An 18873-nucleotide genomic window follows, 5' to 3' on the forward strand; every position below is an offset into this window, starting at 1 on the left:
ATTATTTTTCGAACTATCACGAGATAAAACTCGCCACTTCACTATAGATGCCATCTGGCACTGCACGCCAAATTATATAACCGCCATTAGAGACTAGTTCGAAACGAACTACAGGTGCTGCTTTTTACCTGTGGCGGCTCTCGTTTATTAAAATCACGACCGGAATCATCATGAAATTTACCGCTATCTCCACCGCTGCAACACTTCTTGCCCTGACAGCTGCGTTATCACGGCCCGCATTCGCCACCAACGACGGGGTCATCAACTTCACGGGGTTGGTGACCGATGTGACCTGCACCGTCGAGGGTGCCGCACCTGGCACAGGCGCAGTGGTCAAAGACGTCAACCTGGGCGGCGTCTCTGCTTCACGCCTGGCAACCGCTGGCAGTCGCGCCAACCTCACCGGTTTCACCATTCGCATTGGCGGGCCCGGCGAAGGCAGTTGCACCAACGGCCGCACCGCCATGGTGGCGTTCGACCCAACCAGCCCGGCCATTGACGTGGCGACCGGGCGCTTGAACATCGACGGCTACGACGACCCTTCCGACACTACCAATGCCAAGAACGTACAGGTCGAAGTCACTAACCGCGACGGCTCCCCGATCAACGTCTACACCGATAAATCCGAGGGCGTCGTGATCGCCGATAACCAGGCCATTATCCCGCTGGCAGCCCAAATGTACGCCAGCGGCGCCGCAACCGAAGGCACGGTGAAAACACGCGTCGGCTTCCTGGTCGAATACGCCGAGTAAGGGACAACACGTCTGCATACGCAGACCTCGAAGCCCGGGACCTGCAATTGCATTGCGGGTCCGCCCCCAGACTCGAAGAGACTTCAAATGATTAAAAGAATGGCCTGCCGTGCTCTCGCCACCTGTGCCCTCGGGCTGCTATCGCTGCACGCGCTCAACGCCCATGCCGGCATCATTGTCCATGGCACACGCGTGATCTACCCCGCTGAGCAGCAGGAAGTGGTTGTGCGCCTGGAAAATAAAGGCGATCGCCCAGCACTGGTACAGACCTGGCTGGATACGGGCGACCGAAACTCGACACCAGCGACTGCGCGGACTCCGTTCACCCTCTCACCGCCGATGTTTCGCATCGAACCGCACCAACAACAGGCATTGCGCCTGCGTTATTCCGGCGCCCCGTTGCCTACTGATCGCGAAAGCCTGTTCTGGTTGAACATATTCGAAGTGCCGCCGACTTCCGCCGACGCCGCGCAAAACAACCAGATCGAATTGTCGTTTCGCACTCGCTTGCGGGTGTTCCTGCGCCCACAAGGGTTGCCATACCCCGTCAGCAGCGCGGCAACCAGACTGCAGTGGAAACTGGTCCCCCATGACAATGGGTTCGCCCTGCAAGCGACCAACCCCACGCCCTACCATATTTCGCTGGCATCGGTCGCGTTGCTGAGCGAAGGCAAACGGTTCAACAAGGCGCCGAGCCAGGCGGCCAATGACGGTCTGTTATTGCCGGCCGGAGACATGAAACTGTTTGCATTGCCCCAGTTGCGTATTCGTCCCAACGGCAACCCCAAGGTCGAGTTCGTTTCCGTCAGCGATTTTGGCGCCCGCGTGCAGCACACGACGGCTGTCACCCTTTCGTCCGCAGGATAACCCGCAGCATGAACGCGACTTTGATCTCACATTGGCTAACCAGACTCAGCCTGTTGACGCTTGCACTGATCTGTCCCGTCATGGCGCAGGCAAGCGTTGTGATCAGCAGCACACGGATCATCTATCCGCAACAGGACAAGGAAGTCACAGTAAGGCTGGAAAGCAAGAATCAGGTACCCGTCCTGATGCAGGCATGGCTGGACAAGGGTGACGAGCACTCTACCCCGGACGCCGGCGGAATCCCCTTTGTTGTCACGCCGCCGATCTTTCGTATCGAGCCAGGCCGGCAACACGTCGTGCGCCTGGCATACACCGGCGAAACGCTGCCGTCTGCGCAGGAAAGCCTGTACTGGTTCAACTTACTCGAAGTGCCTTCGCAGGCCGAAGATGCCGCCCAGGGCAACCAGTTGCAACTTGCCTTCCGCTCCAGGATCAAGGTGTTTCTCCGACCGCCCAGCCTGCCCTTTGCGGCCGAAGCCGCGCCGGAAAAATTGCAGTGGCGCAGCGTAACCACCGAGCACGGCCCGTCACTGGAGGTCTATAACCCGACCCCCTATTACGTGAATTTCGACAAGATCGAAGTGGTCGCGAAGGGGCAGCGCCATGCGCGCAAATCCGCTGCATCGAGCGGAGACAATATGGTGGCGCCCGATAGCCGCAACCACTTCCAGATTGCAGGGCTTGCGTCGTTGCGTACGGCCGAGATGACCGTGGAGTTCCAGACGCTCGACGACTTCGGGCTCACGATCCAGCACAGCGCCAAGGTGTCGCCATGATCGCCCCACCCTGAGTTCATCAGGGTCCAGTCCCTGCCTCTCGAGGTTGATTGACCCGCCGCAGCACAAATCAAACACGTCCGTTCAGTACTTGTTCGTCAGGACAGGGCCGCGCTTTGTCGCAATTCGGACCACAACTTTCCCCGGGAACGGTATCCATGAGTTCGAAAACACCGGCCAGACCCGAAAACGGGTTTATATCGCCTTTCAGGTTGACGCTTGTAGCTCAAGGTCTATTGCTGTTGGGTGGCGCCCACACTGCAGCGGCCCAAGACGCCACGCATTCTGTATTCAACCCGGCCTTTTTTCCCGGCGGGGCAGCGGGCTTGCAGGTCGACATTTCAAAGTTCAACCAAGGCAACGTCGTGCTACCCGGCAGCTACCGTGCGGAGGTTTATCTCAACGGCCAATGGATAGGCAGAGAGACGCTATCGTTCAAAGCGATGGACGGACAAGACACTGCGCAGATGTGCCTTGAGCGTGACGCGCTCTTCAGGTTCGGCATCGACATGGAGGCGGTCGACAGGCAATCGACCGACGCCGTATTTTCCGCATGCGCCGATATTGCCAGCTACCTGCCAGGCGCCAGCGGCCGGTTCGATTCCGGTGAAAATCGCCTTGACCTGCAGATTCCGCAGATTTACCTCGCACGCAAGGCTCGGGGTTATATCGATCCCAAACACTGGGACAGTGGCATCGACGCTGCCTTCGTGCGTTACAACGCCAACACCTTTGCCACCCAAACCAGGCATCAGTCGCTCAACTCCAACTACGTCGGCCTGAACACCGGGCTCAACCTGGGCGACTGGCATTGGCGCCACAACGGCAGCTACAGCCAATCAAAGGTGGGCACTGGCTACCAAAGCAGCAGCACCTACGTTCAGCGTGAAATGAGCTCGCTGCAGTCTCAATTGATGGTCGGCGAAATCTACACGCCGGGCGAGCTGTTCGACAGCGTCCGCCTGCGGGGTGCGAGCCTGTTCAGCGATGACCGGATGCTGCCTGATTCCCAGACCGGTTTTGCCCCCGTGGTGCGCGGCGTTGCCGAGACCAACGCGCGGGTTACCGTGCGCCAGCGCGGGGTACTGCTGGATGAGGTGTCGGTGGCGCCTGGGCCGTTTGTACTCAATGATTTATTCCCTACCGGATATGGCGGCGACCTGACCGTCACGATCACCGAGGCGGATGGCCGTCAGCGGGAGTTCATCGTCCCCTTTGCGGCCAACGCCAACCTCCTGCGACCCGGCCACCACCGCTATTCGCTGAGCATCGGCCAGCTCGACGAGCTTGGCCTTCGGCACCCACCCACACTGATGCAGGCGACCTACCAGCATGGCCTCAGCAATCTACTGACCGGCTATACCGGTGCGGTCGTGGGCCAAGACTACAACTCACAATTATTGGGAACGGCACTCAACACGCCATTGGGTGCGGTGTCATTTGACTTGACCCACTCCAATGCCCATGTACCTGGACACGGTTCGCGTGAGGGACAAAGCCTGCAACTGCGCTACAGCAAGAATTTCGCAGACACCGGTACTCACTTCGCATTGGGGGCCTACCGCTATTCCACTGAAGGGTTCCTGAGCGTGGGCGATGCCGCACGGGTTCGCGACCTTGCCATCGACGGACTCAGCCTCGACAGCGTCTCGCGCCTGCGCGACAGAATGGACATAAGCCTCAACCAGAGCCTGGGCAACGGCTCGGTTTACCTGACCGGTTCTTCGCAAAACTATTGGAACCGCACAAGTGGCAACCTGACCTTTACCGCGGGATACAGCGGCACCTGGAAGGGCCTTCACTATACCGTCAGTGCACAGCGCACCCGTGACCTGTTGAGCGACCGAGTCGACAAGCAGGTGGATCTGACCTTGAGCCTGCCACTGGGCAGCGGCGCGCGTTCGCCGACCCTGACCACCACGGTCTATCACGGCGACCAAAACAGTGGCGAGCGCGTGAACGTCGGCGGCAGCCTTGGCGAACGCAGCGAATTCAGCTATGGCCTTGGTGCCAGTCGAACCCGAGGCAGTGGCAACGCCGCGAGTGCCGATATGAAATACCAGGCCAGCCACGGCGTGCTGTCTGCCGGTTACGGGCAGAGCAGCGACTACCGCTCGGTATCGCTGGGGATGACCGGCGGCATCGTTGCCCACGCCGGCGGCGTGACCTTCGCCCCGGAGTTGGGCGACACCATCGGCATCGTCCAGGCGCCCGACGCCCAGGGTGCGCGGATCAACGGTAACCACAGCGCACAAGTCGGTAACAGCGGCTACGCCGTGGTACCCCACCTGACCCCGTATCGCCAGAACGTCGTGGAGCTGGACCCGAAGGACCTTTCGGTCGATGTGGAACTCAAGACCGCCGCCCAGAACGTAGCGCCCCGTGCCGGTTCGGTGGTGAAGCTTAAGTTCGAGACGGTCAGCGGCCAGGCCATATTGATCACGGCACTGCGCGAGGATGGCAGCCCGCTGCCGTTTGGTGCGGATGTGTTCGATGAGGACGGCGCGAGCGTCGGGGTGGTCGGGCAGGGTGGTCAAGCCTTTGTTCGAGTGTCTCGTACACAGGGACCATTGACGATCAAGTGGGGCCCCCATGCCGGCGCAGCATGCCAGTTGCATTACGACTTGGGTCCACAGTCGAACATTGCCGGCACCCAACGCTTGCTTAATCTCGACGCGGGCACCTGCCGGCTCGATACAGCACAGCACATGCCACCGTCGAGCGAGCGCAATGCAAGCAGTTGATCCGGCGCAGGCGAGCACGCCCAGCGCACTGCTTGCCTGCAACCGCCCTATTTCTTTTGCGGGACTGAAGATGAAACGCGCCATACAACTCATGTCAACAGTGCTGGTCCTTGGCTCGCCGATTGCGGCTCAAGCGGCGTGTGACAGGTATCAGAACGACACATTCACACTCACCCTTCCGTCCACAATCGTCGTGCCGGACAGCCTCCCGGTGGAGTCTGAAATTGTCATTAAGGAATTCACTGGTACGGCACCCTCTTACACCATGAATTGCGGCCACACTTTATTAACGATTACCGGGCGCTACAACGCAAGGTCTCACTCAAAGTACTACGAGACCGAGGTTCCTGGCGTGGGCGTGCACATGCGCATCCGACATTCCGGCTCGCTTTACCCTTTCTTTGGCATGCATAACCAACAACGCACATTCAGCGGCCCCCTCACCAGCTTCATGGCCGCGGAGTTGAGGTTCTATAAAGCCGGGCCTGTAACAGACGGGACAGTGCCTGCCGGTAACATTTGGGTGCAGAGACTGGATAACCGTCCGGAGAGTTTTACCTTGAGGCTCGGCAACGCAGTGCGCTTTGTCAGGCCCGCCGCCACCTGCGACCTGGCAACCGGCGACGTCAACCGCACGATCTCGCTCGACCCGGTGCAAGTCGGCGCATTCAACAACGCAACGACCGCGGGCCCACGCAACTTCGAGTTAACCGCAAACTGCACCAACGCTTCCAACGTGACCTTCCGCTTTTCCGGTACCCCCGCACCTGGCAATGATCGGCTCTTCGCCAATACGGGCACTGCCGGTGGCGTCGCCCTGTGGCTGTATTCGCGCATTGGCGGTGGTATCCAGAACATCCTCGCCAACGGCACCGAAAACACCCGCACGGTGCCGGTCTCCGGGGGGCGCGCGGTGCTGCCGCTGGGTGCGGCCTATCACAAGAACGGCACGGTCAGCCAAGGCAGGCTCGAAACGACCGCGACCGTCAACATCACCTATAACTAAAAACCTGAGGAGTATGTAATGAGGATTCGAGCCCTGCCCCTGCTGCTGGCTATCACCGCGAGCCTGGCCGCCACTGCGGTCCAGGCCGCAACCACGGGCACCTTGCGCTTTACCGGCCAGGTCAACGCCGGCACCTGCAACCTGGCCGCCGGTGATGTGACCCGCACCATCACCCTGCCCTCGATCAAAGTATCGGATTTTGATTCATCCGAAGAAGTGGGTACGACAAATTTCGACATTACCGCCGAGTGCGAATCGGACATTCAAAATGTGTTCTTTCTGTTCGCGGGCACTCCGTCCAGCGGCAATGGCGCATTGTTCGCCAACACCGGAACCTCAGCCGGGACGGCGCTCTCGCTTTCCCACCGAAACGTCGCTGACATTCCCGCCAATGGTTCTGTCGCCGAGCGCACCCGCCAGATCGCCACAAGCGGCGCAAGAGCGTTGTTACCGATGAATGCGTCGTATCGGAAAACCGGCACCCCAATTACCGCGGGTACCCTGGACAGCACTGTCACCGTTTCCATTACTTACAATTGATGGGGAACCGCGCACGAAAAAAATGCCCAGCCTTTGCAGGCCGGGCATTTTTTTCGCGTCCCGGAAAAATCAGGACTGACTGGTTGGCGTCGGGGTGACCGGCGTTGCAGTCGGGGTGGCGGCAGGCGTGGGTGCCGACACCGAGTTGGCTGTCGAAGCAGCCGGTGCCGTGGTTGCCGGCTTGGCGGCAACAGCAGGCTTAGGCGCTGCCGGTTTTTTCGCTGCAGCTGGCTTCTTCGCCGCAGCAGGTTTGGCGGCTGGCTTGGCCACCGGTTTCGCGGCAGCTGGCTTGGCCGCAGGTTTAGCAGCGGCAGGCTTGGCCGCGGGTTTGGCGGCTGCGGTTTTGGCTGCGGGCTTAGCGGCCGGTTTTGCGGCGGCCTTGACTGCTGGCTTAGCCGCAGGTTTGGCAGTTGCTTTCGCAGCCACGGGTTTAGCGGTGGCCTTGGCAGCCGGTTTGGCCGCTGCGGTTTTGGCAGCCGGTTTAGCGACTGCTTTTACAGCTGCCTTGGCCGCGGGTTTTGCAGCCGGCTTGGCGGCAGCTTTCACCAGAGGTTTGGCAGCCGTTTTAGCCGCTGGTTTGGCAGCGGCCGTTTTTGCAGCAGGCTTGGCAGCCGGTTTAGCGGCGGCCGCTTTCACTGGAGCCACTTTGGCACCGGTCAGTTTTTCGATTTGCTTTGTCAGGGTATCGACCTTGCTGTGCAGGGTCTTCAGCTCAGCTTTACTCGGCACGCCCAGGCGCGAAATAGCACTGTTGAGGCGCTTGTCCAGAGCCCCTTCGAGTTCGCCCCAAGTACCCAATACCTGTTTCTTCGCATCACTGATGCGCGAACCGGCAGTGGCTTTAGCAGCACCTACTTGTTTACCCACTGCGCTCTTGGTCAACTTCTCGGCTTTCTCGCCGTCCTTAACCAACGTCTCGAAGAGTTTACTGCCGTCACTGTCGATCTTCGAGTAAACGCCTAAACCAGCCAGCCAGATCTTGCGGGAATACTCTTCAACTTTCCCGACCCACGAGCTGCCTTCTTTCTGAGTAGTCTTTTTAACAGCCATCCCGATGTCTCCTTAGTGTTTACGCGCGACACGTTCGAGCAATGCCGTCAGCTCTTCGAGCTTAGCAGAGAGTGTCTCCACGTCATGTTTAGACGCAATGCCAATTCGATTCAAGGCACTGGCAACGCGAGTATCAAAAGCTTTTTCAACTTTATCCAGCTGAACTTCTACCAGACCTTTGACCGCGGAGACATTACTCTTTACTTGATCAATCTGACTGTTGGCTGCATCAAGTTGTTCCACTGCAACTTTTTTGCCTTTACTTTCAACATGTTGACCGGTTTTAACCAGCTCTTTGAAGTAGTCGCCGCCCTCGCTGCCGACCTTCGCGTAGGCACCAAGACCCGCCAACCAGATCTTGCGGGCGTAGGTTTTAACGTCACTCAACGCGCCGGTCTGAGCATCGATTTTTTTCTTCAGGATAACTTTGGCCATGGTGCACCTCACGCAGAAAAGGGGGGAGGAACGGCCCGCAGGAGTTGAGGACCTGGGCACAAAGTAGGCTGGAAAATTAGAATCGGCACCCTAAGTACTCGCGGATCAGGCCAAGGCTTTATCCAGGGCTTTCTCGATTTCGGACTTGATGGTGCCACTCATGGCCGACATCAACAGGCCCAGTTCCACATCAATGCGCAGCGAATCATCCGCCACCAATACGGTGCCTTTAACCCCCGAACGCTTGAGGTTCAAGGTATCGCCGGACCACGAAGGCTCCAGGCCATATTGCTCCTGGAGTTTATGCGCCAACTTCTCGGCCTTTGCGCGTGCCCCTTCTTTACCCAGGGAATGTGCACGCTCAACGGTTATACGGGCCATTACGATGACTCCTCTTTATAGGGATTTGAATACCTTGAATGCGGCAAAAGGTCTCGGTGCCTGCCTATCTTACCTGCAGCCTTGCCAAGACAAAGCAGGCCTTGGGGATTATCATGTCCCGCATTCTCTTTTGGTGACAGCGATATGACTGATCAGCGCAAAGGCAGCGATGCCGAACCCACCACTCACTTCGGTTTCAAGAACGTCCCGGAAAGCCAGAAGGCGGAAAAAGTCGCTGAGGTGTTCCACTCCGTGGCAGCCAAGTACGACCTGATGAACGACGTGCTCTCCGGCGGCATGCACCGCCTGTGGAAACGCTTCACCATCGAGCTGTCGGGGGTACGCACCGGCAACCGCGTGCTGGACATCGCCGGCGGTACGGGTGACCTGGCGGCCAAGTTTTCCAAGCTTGTCGGCCCTACCGGCCAGGTGGTGCTGGCGGATATCAACGGCTCGATGCTCAAGGTCGGCCGTGATCGCCTGCTCGACAAAGGCGTGGCCGGCAATATCGAATTCGTCCAGGCCGACGCTGAAAAGCTGCCGTTCCCCGACAACCATTTCGACTGCGTGACCATCGCCTTCGGCCTGCGCAACGTGACCCACAAGGAAGACGCGATCCGCTCGATGCTGCGCGTCCTCAAGCCGGGTGGCCGCCTGTTGGTACTGGAGTTCTCCAAGCCGACCAACGCGCTGATGTCCAAGGTCTACGACACCTACTCCTTCGCCTTCATGCCGTTGATGGGCAAGCTGATCACCAATGACGCCGAAAGCTACCGCTACCTGGCCGAATCGATCCGCATGCACCCCGACCAGGAAACCCTGAAGTCGATGATGGTAGAAGCCGGTTTCGACCGCGTGACCTACCACAACATGACTTCGGGCATTGTCGCCCTGCACCGTGGCATCAAGCCCTGATGCTGCTCAAAGGCCTTCTCGCCAGCGTCGAACACGGGATCAACCGTGTACTGCGCCTGGACAGCACCGCCCTGGCACGGCTCGCGCACTTGAACGGCAAGGTCATCGCCGTGGACTGCAGCAGCCCCGCCCTGCAGCTGTTTATCCTGCCCAGCGATGAAGGCCTGCTGCTCGCCACTCAATGGGCTGCCGAAGCCGACTGCACCCTGCGTGCACCCGCCTCCAGCCTGTTGCACCTGGCGCTGAGCCGCAACAAGACCGCCATCCTCCACGGCCCCGAAGTGCACCTGGAAGGCGACAGTGCGGTCCTGATGGACCTGGCCGCCGTGCTGCAGGACCTGGAACTGGACTGGGAATACGAGCTGTCCCGCTGGATCGGCCCCGTCGCCACCCAACTGATCAGCGGGCACCTGCGCAGTCGCACGCGCTGGTACCAGCAGGGGTTCGCCAGCCTCAACCAGAACCTTGCCGAATACTTGAGCGAAGAATCGCGCACCCTGGTCGGCGAACGAGAAGCGCAAGCGCGCTTTCGTGAGCTCGACAAGGCCAAAATCGACCTGGAACGCCTCGAGGCCCGCTTCGAGCGCCTGAGCCGTTCCCTTGATCCAAGCGATAACGCATGAAGCTGCTCGCCGTCCGCCGTTTGTTCCGTATCCAGCGCGTCGTAATCCGCTACCGCCTCGATGACCTGCTGTTCGCCCTGCCCTTGCCATGGTTCCTGCTGGCGGTGCGCTATGTGCTGCCTTGGCGCTGGTTCCCGCGCAAACAGCTGGAGTTGAGTCGAGGCGCGCGCCTGCGCCTGGCGTTGCAGGACCTGGGGCCGATTTTTATCAAGTTCGGGCAGATCCTCTCCACGCGCCGCGACCTGCTGCCCGAAGACATCGCCGACGAACTGATGCTGCTGCAGGATCGCGTGCCGCCGTTCGATTCCCAGCAGTCGATGAAGCTGATCGAAGAGCAACTGGGCAAGAAGATCAGCGAGGTGTTCAGCCGCTTCGACGTCGAACCGCTGGCCTCGGCCTCGGTGGCGCAAGTGCACGCCGCGCAGTTGAAGAGCGGCGAAGAAGTGGTGGTGAAGGTGATTCGCCCGGGCCTCAAGCCGATCATCGGCCAGGACCTGGCGTGGCTGTTTATCCTGGCCCGCGCCGCCGAACGTTTCTCTGCCGATGCGCGCCTGCTGCACCCGGTGGACGTGGTCGCCGACTACGAAAAAACCATCTACGACGAACTCGACCTGCTGCGCGAAGCGGCCAACGCCAGCCAGCTCAAGCGCAACTTCGAAGGCTCGCCGCTGCTGTACGTGCCGCAGGTGTACTGGGACTGGTGCCGCCCGAAAGTGCTGGTGATGGAGCGCATCTACGGCGTGCAGGTCACCGACCTCGCGACCCTGGCCGACCAGCGCACCGACATGAAGATGCTTGCCGAGCGCGGCGTGGAGATCTTCTTCACCCAGGTGTTCCGCGACAGTTTCTTCCACGCCGACATGCACCCCGGCAATATCTTCGTCAGCACCGTCAACCCGTGGAGCCCGCAGTACATTGCGATCGACTGCGGCATCGTCGGCAGCCTGACCCCGGAAGACCAGGACTACCTGGCGCGCAACCTGTTCGCCTTCTTCAAGCGCGACTACCGCCGCGTGGCGCAGTTGCACATCGATTCGGGCTGGGTGCCGGCGGAAACCAAGCTCAATGAATTCGAAGCGGCGATCCGCACCGTGTGCGAGCCGATCTTTGAAAAACCCCTGAAAGATATCTCCTTCGGCCAGGTGCTGATGCGCCTGTTCCAGACCGCGCGGCGCTTCAATATGGAAGTGCAGCCGCAACTGGTGCTGCTGCAAAAAACCCTGCTCAACATCGAAGGCCTGGGCCGTCAGCTGTACCCGGACCTCGACCTGTGGAACACCGCCCAGCCGTTCCTGGAACGCTGGATGCGCGAGCGGGTCAGCCCGAAAACCCTGCTGGGCAACCTGCACAGCCAGTTCGAACAGCTGCCGCACCTGGCCAACATGACCCGCGACCTGCTGGAGCGCATGTCCCAGCCCCATGCCAAAGACCCAGCGCCGCCCTGGCAGAAGCGCAAGGACGACTGGTTCCTGCGCCTGCTGGGGGCCGCGCACCTGGTCGGTGGCGTGATGCTGGCCATTGGCGGGCCGCTGAACCAACTGGGCCACTGGCCGGCCGGCATCATGGTCGCCGTGGGTGTTTATCTGATCGTGCGTCGATAGCCAATCCGGTTATACACTGTCGCAAATTGCCGGAGCCGAAAATGAAAGACTGGCTGGACGAGATCAAGTGGGACAGTGACGGCCTGGTGCCGGCCATTGCCCAGGACTACAAGACCGGGCGCGTGCTGATGATGGCCTGGATGAACCGCGAGGCCCTGAGCCTCACCGCCACTGAGCAGCGCGCCATCTACTGGTCACGTTCCCGTGGCAAACTGTGGCGCAAGGGCGAAGAGTCCGGGCACGTGCAGACCCTGCACGAGATGCGCATCGACTGCGACGCCGACGTGGTGATCCTCAAGGTCGAGCAGATCGGCGACATCGCCTGCCACACCGGCCGCCACAGCTGCTTCTATCGCGTGTTCGAGAACGGCGAATGGAAGGTTGTAGAGCCGGTGCTCAAAGACCCGCACGCCATCTACTCGGCAGGACACTGACCATGAGCGATACCCTCAACCGTGTGGCCCAGGTGCTGGAGGACCGCAAAGGTGCGGATGCCGACAGCTCCTACGTCGCCAGCCTGTATCACAAGGGCCTGAACAAGATCCTGGAAAAACTCGGCGAAGAGTCCATCGAGACCATCATCGCGGCCAAGGACGCGCAAATCAGCGGCGATTGCAGCGATGTCATCTATGAGACCGCCGACTTGTGGTTCCATAGCCTGGTCATGCTCGCCCAACTGGGGCAGCATCCACAGGCCGTGCTGGATGAACTGGACCGTCGCTTCGGCTTGTCCGGGCACGCCGAAAAGGCCTCGCGCCCGTCCGCCTGAATAACTTTTACTAGAGGATTTGCAGCATGGGCATTTTTGACTGGAAACACTGGATCGTCATTCTGGTAGTGGTGGTACTGGTATTCGGCACCAAGAAACTCAAAAACCTCGGCACCGACGTGGGCGAGTCGATCAAGGGCTTCCGTAAAGCCATGAACGACGATGAGAAGCCTGCCGACCCGGCCGCCAACCCGGTGCCACCGGCCCAGCCTGTACACCCCCAGGCCACCCAGCCGATCACCGAGCGTCGCACCTTCGACGTGCAGGCTGAAAAAGTCGAAGAGCCGACCCGCAAAGACTCGTGAGCACTGACTAATGTTTGGTATCAGCTTCTCTGAACTGCTGCTCGTCGGCCTGGTTGCCTTGCTGGTACTGGGGCCGGAACGCCTGCCCGGTGCCGCACGCACGGCCGGCCTGTGGATCGGGCGCCTGAAACGCAGTTTCAACGCCATCAAACAGGAAGTTGAACGGGAAATCGGCGCCGACGAGATCCGTCGCCAACTGCACAACGAACATATTCTGTCGTTGGAACAGGAAGCCCGGAAGATCCTGTCGCCGGTGCAGGAGCCCGCCAAACCGGTGGAGCCTGTGGCCGAGCACAGCATCGCGCCTGCGCCTGCGGTGGATACCCAGCCCGCCGCCCCGACCCCGACCCCGACCGCTGCAACCGAGCCTGCGCCGACGCCCGCTGCGTCGCCCGCGCCCCATGACCCTACATTGCCGCCGCGAGCCCCATGAGCGCTGATAAACCGGAAAACGACCAGCATATGCCGCTGGTCTCGCACCTGACCGAGCTGCGGACCCGCCTGCTGCGTTGCGTGGCCGCGATCTTCGTGATCTTTGCCGGGCTGTTCGCCTTTACCCAGCAGATCTACACCTTCGTCTCCACGCCGCTGCGCCAGTACCTGCCGGCCGGCGCGACGATGATTGCCACCGATGTGTCATCGCCCTTCCTCACACCGTTGAAGCTGACGATGATGGTCTCGCTGTTCCTGGCGATCCCGGTGATCCTGCACCAGATCTGGGGCTTTATCGCGCCGGGCCTGTACAAGCATGAGAAGCGCATCGCCGTGCCCTTGCTGGTGTCGAGCATCCTGCTGTTCTACACCGGCATGGCCTTCGCCTACTTCCTGGTGTTCCCGTTGATCTTCAAGTTCTTCGCCGCCGCCACCCCGGCCGGCGTGGAGATGATGACGGACATCACCAGCTACCTCGACTTCGTGATGACGCTGTTCTTCGCCTTTGGCGTCGCCTTCGAAATCCCCGTGGCCGTGGTGTTGCTGGTGTGGATCGGCGTGGTCAACGTGCAGTACCTGAAGAAGATCCGCCCGTACGTGATCATCGGCTGCTTCGTGGTCGGCATGATCCTCACGCCGCCGGACATCTTCTCCCAGACCCTGCTGGCCGTGCCGATGTGGATGCTGTTCGAGATCGGCATCCTGTTCAGCGGCCTGATCAGCAAGCGTGGCGATCACCCGGATGACCAACCCGCAGACGACGACCAGCCGCCAGCGACCCAGCCGTGAACCTGCTGCTGCTGTTCGATGCCGACTTTATCGCGGCCGACCGGGTGATCCTGCGTGATCGGCGCCTGGTGCATATGCAGGAAGTCCACCGCGCCGCCGTAGGCGACAGCCTGCGGGTCGGGCGCCTTGGCGGGTTGATGGGCAACGCGCAATTGCTGCGCCTGGAAGCCCGTGAAGCCGAACTGCAAGTGAGCTTCGACCAACCACCGCCGGTCAAACTGCCCCTGACCCTGCTGCTGGCCCTGCCACGTCCGAAGATGCTGCGCCGGGTCCTGCAAACCGTGGCGGCCATGGGCGTGCCGAAAGTGGTGCTGGTCAACAGCTACCGGGTGGAAAAAAGCTTCTGGCAGACCCCCTTCCTGGAGCCCGAGGCCATTCGCGAACAACTGATCCTCGGCCTGGAACAGGCGCGGGACACGGTACTGCCGGAAATCCTTATCGAAAAGCGCTTCAAGCCCTTCGTCGAAGACCGCCTGCCGGCCATGACCGCAGGCACCTTTGGCCTGATTGGCCATCCCGGCGACTACCCACCCTGCCCACGCGGCCTGGACGAACCGGTCACCCTGGCCATAGGCCCGGAAGGTGGCTGGATCCCCTATGAGGTGGACCTGCTGGCCAAGGCCGGCTTGCAGCCGGTGCAATTGGGCGCCCGCATCCTGCGCGTCGAAACGGCCGTCACCGCCCTGCTCGCCCGCCTTTTCTAACCACACCGCATAACCCTTTGGGAGGGGGCTTGCTCCCGATAGCGGCGGGTCAGTCAGCATTTCTGATACTGAACCACCGCTATCGGAGCAAGCCCCCTCCCACAGGGGACAGCGTCGCTACAGAATTCCGTATGCAAGCCGATAACCCGTGAATAAGTCCAAGCCTTGTTCCAGGGGAGTTCGCAACATGTATCGTTGGTTAGCCGAAAAGCTGGGGAATGTCAGCGTCAAAACCAAGCTGGCGGTGGGCTTTGGCCTGGTATTGCTGTTGACACTGATGATCACCTTCACCGGCTGGAGCGGCCTGGGCGACGTGATCAGCCGTGGTGACAAGCTGGGTTACATCTCCAGCCTCAACGGCTTGACCAAAGACCTGCGCCTGGCACGCCTTGACTACGAGATGCGCCGTGGCGAACAAGGCCCGACCGCCGTCAGCGAACTGCTGAACAAGCTGGACACTGGCCTGAAGACCGCACGCAGCCTGATCGAACAACCCACGGATGCCGCCCTGGTCGATGAGCAATTGGCCGCCGTGGACCAGTACAAGCGCGCGTTCAACGATATGGTGCAGGCAGGCACCAACCGCGAAAATGCCCGCAGCAAGCTGGGCGATACCGCCGATAATGCGGTACTCAAGGTCAGCGAAGTGGAGAAATCCCTGCTGCAAGGCGACAGTGTCACGCTGTTCAACAGCGTGGTGGACCTGAGCAAACTGATCCAGCAAGCACGCTTCCAAGTACGGGGCTACACCTACAGCGGCAAGGTGGAGGCCGAGCAGCCCGCGCTGGATGCCATCGACAACGCGCTGAAAAAAATCACCAGCCTCACCAGCCAAATACCTGATCAGTATTCAGCCAACCTGCAACAGGCCAGCGTCTCACTGCAAGCCTACCGCGCCGCCGTCAGCCAATACCGCGACTCTCAAGTGGCCAGCGCAGCGGCACTCAAGACCATGTCTGCCCAGGGCGATATCCTGCTGGGCCACAGTGACAAACTGACGGTTTCCCAGACCGCGGTACGCGATGCGGATGCCGCGCAAGCCAAATACTTGCTGCTAACGGCCACCGTGCTGGCGCTGATCTTCGGCCTGGTTGCCGCCTGGGCCATCACCCGCCAGATCATCCTCCCCCTGAACCAGACCCTGCAGGTCGCCGAGCGTGTCGCGTCGGGCGACCTGAGCCACAACCTCACCTCCTTGCGCCAGGATGAGCTGGGCCAATTGCAACGCGCCATGCAAAGCATGACCGTGGGCCTGCGCGAGTTGATCGGCGGCATCAGCGAAGGGGTCACCCAGATCGCCAGCGCTGCCGAGCAACTGTCGGCCGTGACCGAACAGACCAGCGCCGGGGTCAACAGCCAGAAAGTCGAGACCGACCAGGTGGCCACCGCCATGAATGAAATGGCCGCTACCGTGCAGGAAGTGGCGCGCAATGCCGAGGAAGCCTCGGAAGCCGCGCTGGCCGCCGACCAGCAGGCCCGCGAAGGCGACAAAGTGGTCGGCGAAGCGATCGCCCAGATCGAACGCCTCGCCACTGAAGTCGGCAACTCCACGGTCGCCATGGCCGATCTGAAGCGCGAAAGCGACAAGATCGGCAGCGTGCTCGATGTGATCAAGTCCGTGGCCCAGCAAACCAACCTGCTGGCGCTCAACGCAGCCATTGAAGCGGCACGGGCCGGTGAGGCCGGACGCGGTTTCGCGGTGGTGGCCGATGAAGTACGCAGCCTGGCCCAGCGCACCCAGAAGTCCACCGAAGAGATCGAAGAGCTGATCGTCGGCCTGCAAAGCGGCACCCAGCAGGTAGCGAACATCATGGACAACAGCCGTGGCCTCACCGACAGCAGTGTCGAGCTGACCCGCCGCGCCGGCAGCGCCTTGGAGAACATCACACGTACGGTCTCGACCATCCAGGCGATGAACTCCCAGATCGCCACCGCCGCCGAGCAGCAAAGCGCCGTGGCGGAAGAGATCAATCGCAGTGTGTTGAACGTGCGCGATATCTCCGAGCAGACGGCTTCGGCCAGTGAAGAGACCGCCGCATCGAGTACCGAACTGGCGCGCCTGGGCACTCATCTCCAGGCGCTGGTCGGCCGCTTCAGGGTCTGACCCCTTCCCCGCGTGGCGACCCGCCCTGGGTCGCCGCCTGCAATCTGTGAAATTTCCTACGCATTTATCAGCCCCACCTCTGCGCCGAGAGAACTAGCGTTCAATTCAGCTCAATGTGCCTGCGCACGTTGAGAACGCCCACTGTTCACTTGTCGGAGGTTGATCATGCTTCGTCGAATGACTTACCTGCTGGGTGACGCCAGTGTCACTCTCAAACTGGCCCTGGGCTTCTCCCTGGTCCTGGCATTGAGCCTTGTGATTGCCGTGACTGGCTGGCAAGCGCTGGCCGCGTCCCTTTACCGCTCGCAGACCCTGACCGTGCTCGCGCAACTGGCCGTGACGGGTGAAGAACTGCGGGCCGACAGAATCGTCTACCGAACCCTGGACGATACCAACAGCCTCAACAAATTGAGCGTGAGCATAGAAAAAATCGACGGATTCCTGAGCGAGCTTTCCAACCGGCTCAAAGTCCCCAAATCCATTCAATACCTGCAGGAGATGACCCGCCTCTCCGCAACGTTCAAAACCACGCTCAAGGAGGTGCCCGCCCTGGTCGAGAAACGTGAGAGTGCCCGTGAACAACTGAAGCAGAGCTCCGTACGCACCGGCGACGTGCTGGCACAACTGGCCAGCGACTTACCCGACCAGGAGGATGAAAAAGCCCTCGATGCCATCGAAAACCTGCGCCAGGCCATAGAGCAGGCGGAGGATCGCGCCCAAACCCCTGCCTGGGCCGCCAGCTCGCTGGATGCCTACGCCCAGGCCGTCAGCGACGCCGAGCGCAACCTCGAACTCGCCCAGGCTGGCGTAGCAAAATTGCCGGTCGACAGCGGCGCCCTGAAAAATACCGTGCTCAGTATCCGCACCCACCTCACACGCCTCAAGGACACGCAACTCACAACCGAGGGCGCGCAAAAGCAATTGGAACAGCAACTGGACGAACTGCTCGCCCAGAGCGACCTCTTGAGCCAGGACCAGACTCAGCGGCGCGAACGCGAAGCCGAACAGGCCCGCACCCAAACCCTTGGTACGACCGCTGCCGCCTTGCTGCTGGGCACTCTGGCAGCCTGGCTGATTGCCGGGCAAATCGTGAAACCGCTGCGCAAAGCGCTGTCCGCTGCCAATCGCATTGCCCAAGGCGACCTGAGCCAAGATGTGCAGTCCCGACGGCGTGACGAGTTGGGTCAACTGCAACGCAGCATGAGCCAAATGACGCTGAACCTGCGGGGGCTGATTGGCAACATCAGCGACAACGCGCGGCAAATTGCCAGCGCCGCCGAGGAGCTCTCCACCGTGACCGAACAAACTCGCGCAGGGGTGAATAATCAGCGCGATGAAACCGAGCAGGTCGCCGCCGCCATGAATCAGATGCTCGCCACCGCCCAGGAGGTTGCGCGCCACGCCGAGCAGGCTTCGCTCGCCGCCGGACAGGCCAATCAACAGACTGAGCTGGGCGATCAGGTAGTAACGGATGCCGTGGCGCAAATCGAGCACCTTGCCCATGAAATGGCGCGCGCAGGCCAGGCCATGATTGGGCTGCAACGGGAAAGCCAGAAAATCAGCAGCGTGCTGGATGTGATCAAGTCCGTGTCACAGCAGACCAACCTGCTGGCGCTCAACGCCGCGATAGAAGCCGCACGGGCCGGCGAGGCCGGTCAAGGCTTCGCGGTGGTCGCCGATGAGGTGCGCGGTCTCGCCCAACGGACCCAGCAGTCCGCCGAGGAAATCGAAGAGCTGATTGGCGGCCTGCACAGCGGTACACAACAGGTGGCCGACATCATGGACTACAGCCGCACCCTGACCGACAACAGCGTCGGCCTGGCCCGTAATGCCGGGGACTCCCTGACGGAGATCGCCCGCACGGTGTCGGTCATCCAGGAGATGAACCCGCAGATCGCCGCTGCCGCCGAGGAGCAAAGTGCGGTGGCCGAAGAGATCAACCGCAGCGTATTGAAAGTACGCGACGCCTCGGAGCAAACCGCCGCCGCCAGTGAACAGACGGCAGCGGCCAGTATCGAACTGGCGCGGCTGGGAACGGATTTGCAGCAATGCGTGGGGCGGTTCAAGGTATGAACGCCCC

Annotated in this window: 20 protein-coding genes and 1 pseudogene; 18 read left to right on the forward strand and 3 right to left on the reverse strand. The window is 61.0% G+C overall.

Going from position 1 to position 18873, the window contains the following annotated elements; genetic code table 11:
* Positions 1-170: 170 nt before the first annotated feature.
* From B9N88_RS13580 to B9N88_RS13605, 6 genes are all read left to right on the forward strand, one after another.
* On the forward strand, positions 171-752 hold the full coding sequence (locus B9N88_RS13580; protein WP_027605022.1) for a fimbrial protein: 582 nt from the start codon (positions 171-173) through the stop codon (positions 750-752).
* A gap of 99 nt (positions 753-851) precedes the next feature.
* Entirely contained in the window at positions 852-1619 is a 768-nt protein-coding gene (locus tag B9N88_RS13585; protein ID WP_223841667.1) for a fimbrial biogenesis chaperone, read from the forward strand.
* 8 nt (positions 1620-1627) lie between these two features.
* Complete coding sequence (locus B9N88_RS13590; protein ID WP_027605024.1) at positions 1628-2395, forward strand: fimbrial biogenesis chaperone; 768 nt, start codon at positions 1628-1630, stop codon at positions 2393-2395.
* A gap of 158 nt (positions 2396-2553) precedes the next feature.
* Positions 2554-5139 carry a fimbria/pilus outer membrane usher protein gene (locus B9N88_RS13595; RefSeq protein WP_043293457.1) on the forward strand — a complete coding sequence of 862 codons (2586 nt, stop codon included), beginning with the start codon at positions 2554-2556 and terminating at the stop codon, positions 5137-5139.
* A complete protein-coding gene (locus B9N88_RS13600) occupies positions 5126-6145 on the forward strand; it encodes a fimbrial protein (protein ID WP_315899008.1) in 1020 nt (339 codons plus the stop codon). Before B9N88_RS13595 ends, B9N88_RS13600 begins: the two co-directional genes overlap by 14 nt.
* Before the next feature lie 18 nt (positions 6146-6163).
* Positions 6164-6685, forward strand: coding sequence for a fimbrial protein (locus B9N88_RS13605; RefSeq protein ID WP_027605026.1), 522 nt, complete (start codon positions 6164-6166; stop codon positions 6683-6685).
* Positions 6686-6754: 69 nt separating this feature from the next.
* Here B9N88_RS13605 and B9N88_RS13610 read toward each other — a convergent pair whose 3' ends face one another.
* The 3 genes from B9N88_RS13610 to B9N88_RS13620 form a co-directional block, all read right to left on the reverse strand.
* Positions 6755-7735, reverse strand: a complete 981-nt coding sequence (locus B9N88_RS13610; RefSeq protein WP_027605027.1) for a phasin family protein — start codon at positions 7733-7735, stop codon at positions 6755-6757.
* A 12-nt stretch (positions 7736-7747) separates the two neighbouring features.
* Positions 7748-8170 (reverse strand): phasin family protein, encoded by a 423-nt coding sequence (locus B9N88_RS13615; RefSeq protein ID WP_027605028.1) that lies wholly within the window; start codon positions 8168-8170, stop codon positions 7748-7750.
* A gap of 105 nt (positions 8171-8275) precedes the next feature.
* Complete coding sequence (locus B9N88_RS13620) at positions 8276-8551, reverse strand: polyhydroxyalkanoic acid system family protein (protein ID WP_027605029.1); 276 nt, start codon at positions 8549-8551, stop codon at positions 8276-8278.
* Positions 8552-8695: 144 nt separating this feature from the next.
* On the opposite strand from B9N88_RS13620, the gene ubiE reads away from it, so the two are divergent.
* The 12 genes and pseudogenes from ubiE to B9N88_RS13675 all read left to right on the forward strand — a co-directional run bounded on the left by ubiE (position 8696) and on the right by B9N88_RS13675 (position 18866).
* Positions 8696-9466, forward strand: a complete 771-nt coding sequence (gene ubiE / locus B9N88_RS13625) for a bifunctional demethylmenaquinone methyltransferase/2-methoxy-6-polyprenyl-1,4-benzoquinol methylase UbiE (protein ID WP_003171186.1) — start codon at positions 8696-8698, stop codon at positions 9464-9466.
* Positions 9466-10089 (forward strand): ubiquinone biosynthesis accessory factor UbiJ, encoded by a 624-nt coding sequence (locus tag B9N88_RS13630; protein ID WP_027605030.1) that lies wholly within the window; start codon positions 9466-9468, stop codon positions 10087-10089. The genes ubiE and B9N88_RS13630 overlap by 1 nt, the downstream gene beginning before the upstream one ends.
* The gene (gene ubiB / locus B9N88_RS13635; RefSeq protein ID WP_027605031.1) at positions 10086-11690 is read left to right on the forward strand and encodes a ubiquinone biosynthesis regulatory protein kinase UbiB; all 1605 of its coding nucleotides are present in this window, start codon (positions 10086-10088) and stop codon (positions 11688-11690) included. The genes B9N88_RS13630 and ubiB overlap by 4 nt, the downstream gene beginning before the upstream one ends.
* 41 nt (positions 11691-11731) lie before the next feature.
* On the forward strand, positions 11732-12124 hold the full coding sequence (gene hisI, locus B9N88_RS13640; RefSeq protein WP_012721796.1) for a phosphoribosyl-AMP cyclohydrolase: 393 nt from the start codon (positions 11732-11734) through the stop codon (positions 12122-12124).
* A 2-nt stretch (positions 12125-12126) separates the two neighbouring features.
* A complete protein-coding gene (locus B9N88_RS13645; protein ID WP_027605032.1) occupies positions 12127-12459 on the forward strand; it encodes a phosphoribosyl-ATP diphosphatase in 333 nt (110 codons plus the stop codon).
* A gap of 26 nt (positions 12460-12485) precedes the next feature.
* Complete coding sequence (locus tag B9N88_RS13650; protein ID WP_003171180.1) at positions 12486-12764, forward strand: twin-arginine translocase TatA/TatE family subunit; 279 nt, start codon at positions 12486-12488, stop codon at positions 12762-12764.
* 10 nt (positions 12765-12774) lie between these two features.
* Entirely contained in the window at positions 12775-13197 is a 423-nt protein-coding gene (gene tatB, locus B9N88_RS13655) for a Sec-independent protein translocase protein TatB (protein ID WP_027605033.1), read from the forward strand.
* A complete protein-coding gene (tatC, locus tag B9N88_RS13660) occupies positions 13194-13985 on the forward strand; it encodes a twin-arginine translocase subunit TatC (RefSeq protein WP_027605034.1) in 792 nt (263 codons plus the stop codon). Before tatB ends, tatC begins: the two co-directional genes overlap by 4 nt.
* Complete coding sequence (locus B9N88_RS13665) at positions 13982-14689, forward strand: 16S rRNA (uracil(1498)-N(3))-methyltransferase (RefSeq protein WP_027605035.1); 708 nt, start codon at positions 13982-13984, stop codon at positions 14687-14689. The genes tatC and B9N88_RS13665 overlap by 4 nt, the downstream gene beginning before the upstream one ends.
* 277 nt (positions 14690-14966) lie before the next feature.
* Positions 14967-15935 (forward strand): annotated as a pseudogene (locus tag B9N88_RS33270) (methyl-accepting chemotaxis protein); the annotation flags it as partial.
* 144 nt (positions 15936-16079) lie between these two features.
* Positions 16080-16793, forward strand: coding sequence for a methyl-accepting chemotaxis protein (locus tag B9N88_RS33275; RefSeq protein WP_370671261.1), 714 nt, complete (start codon positions 16080-16082; stop codon positions 16791-16793).
* 165 nt (positions 16794-16958) lie between these two features.
* Entirely contained in the window at positions 16959-18866 is a 1908-nt protein-coding gene (locus tag B9N88_RS13675) for a methyl-accepting chemotaxis protein (protein WP_027605037.1), read from the forward strand.
* The last annotated feature ends 7 nt before the right edge of the window (positions 18867-18873 follow it).

Origin of the sequence: Pseudomonas sp. LAMO17WK12:I1 (assembly GCF_900177315.1) — a bacterium.
Classification (GTDB): Bacteria; Pseudomonadota; Gammaproteobacteria; order Pseudomonadales; family Pseudomonadaceae; genus Aquipseudomonas; species Aquipseudomonas marginalis.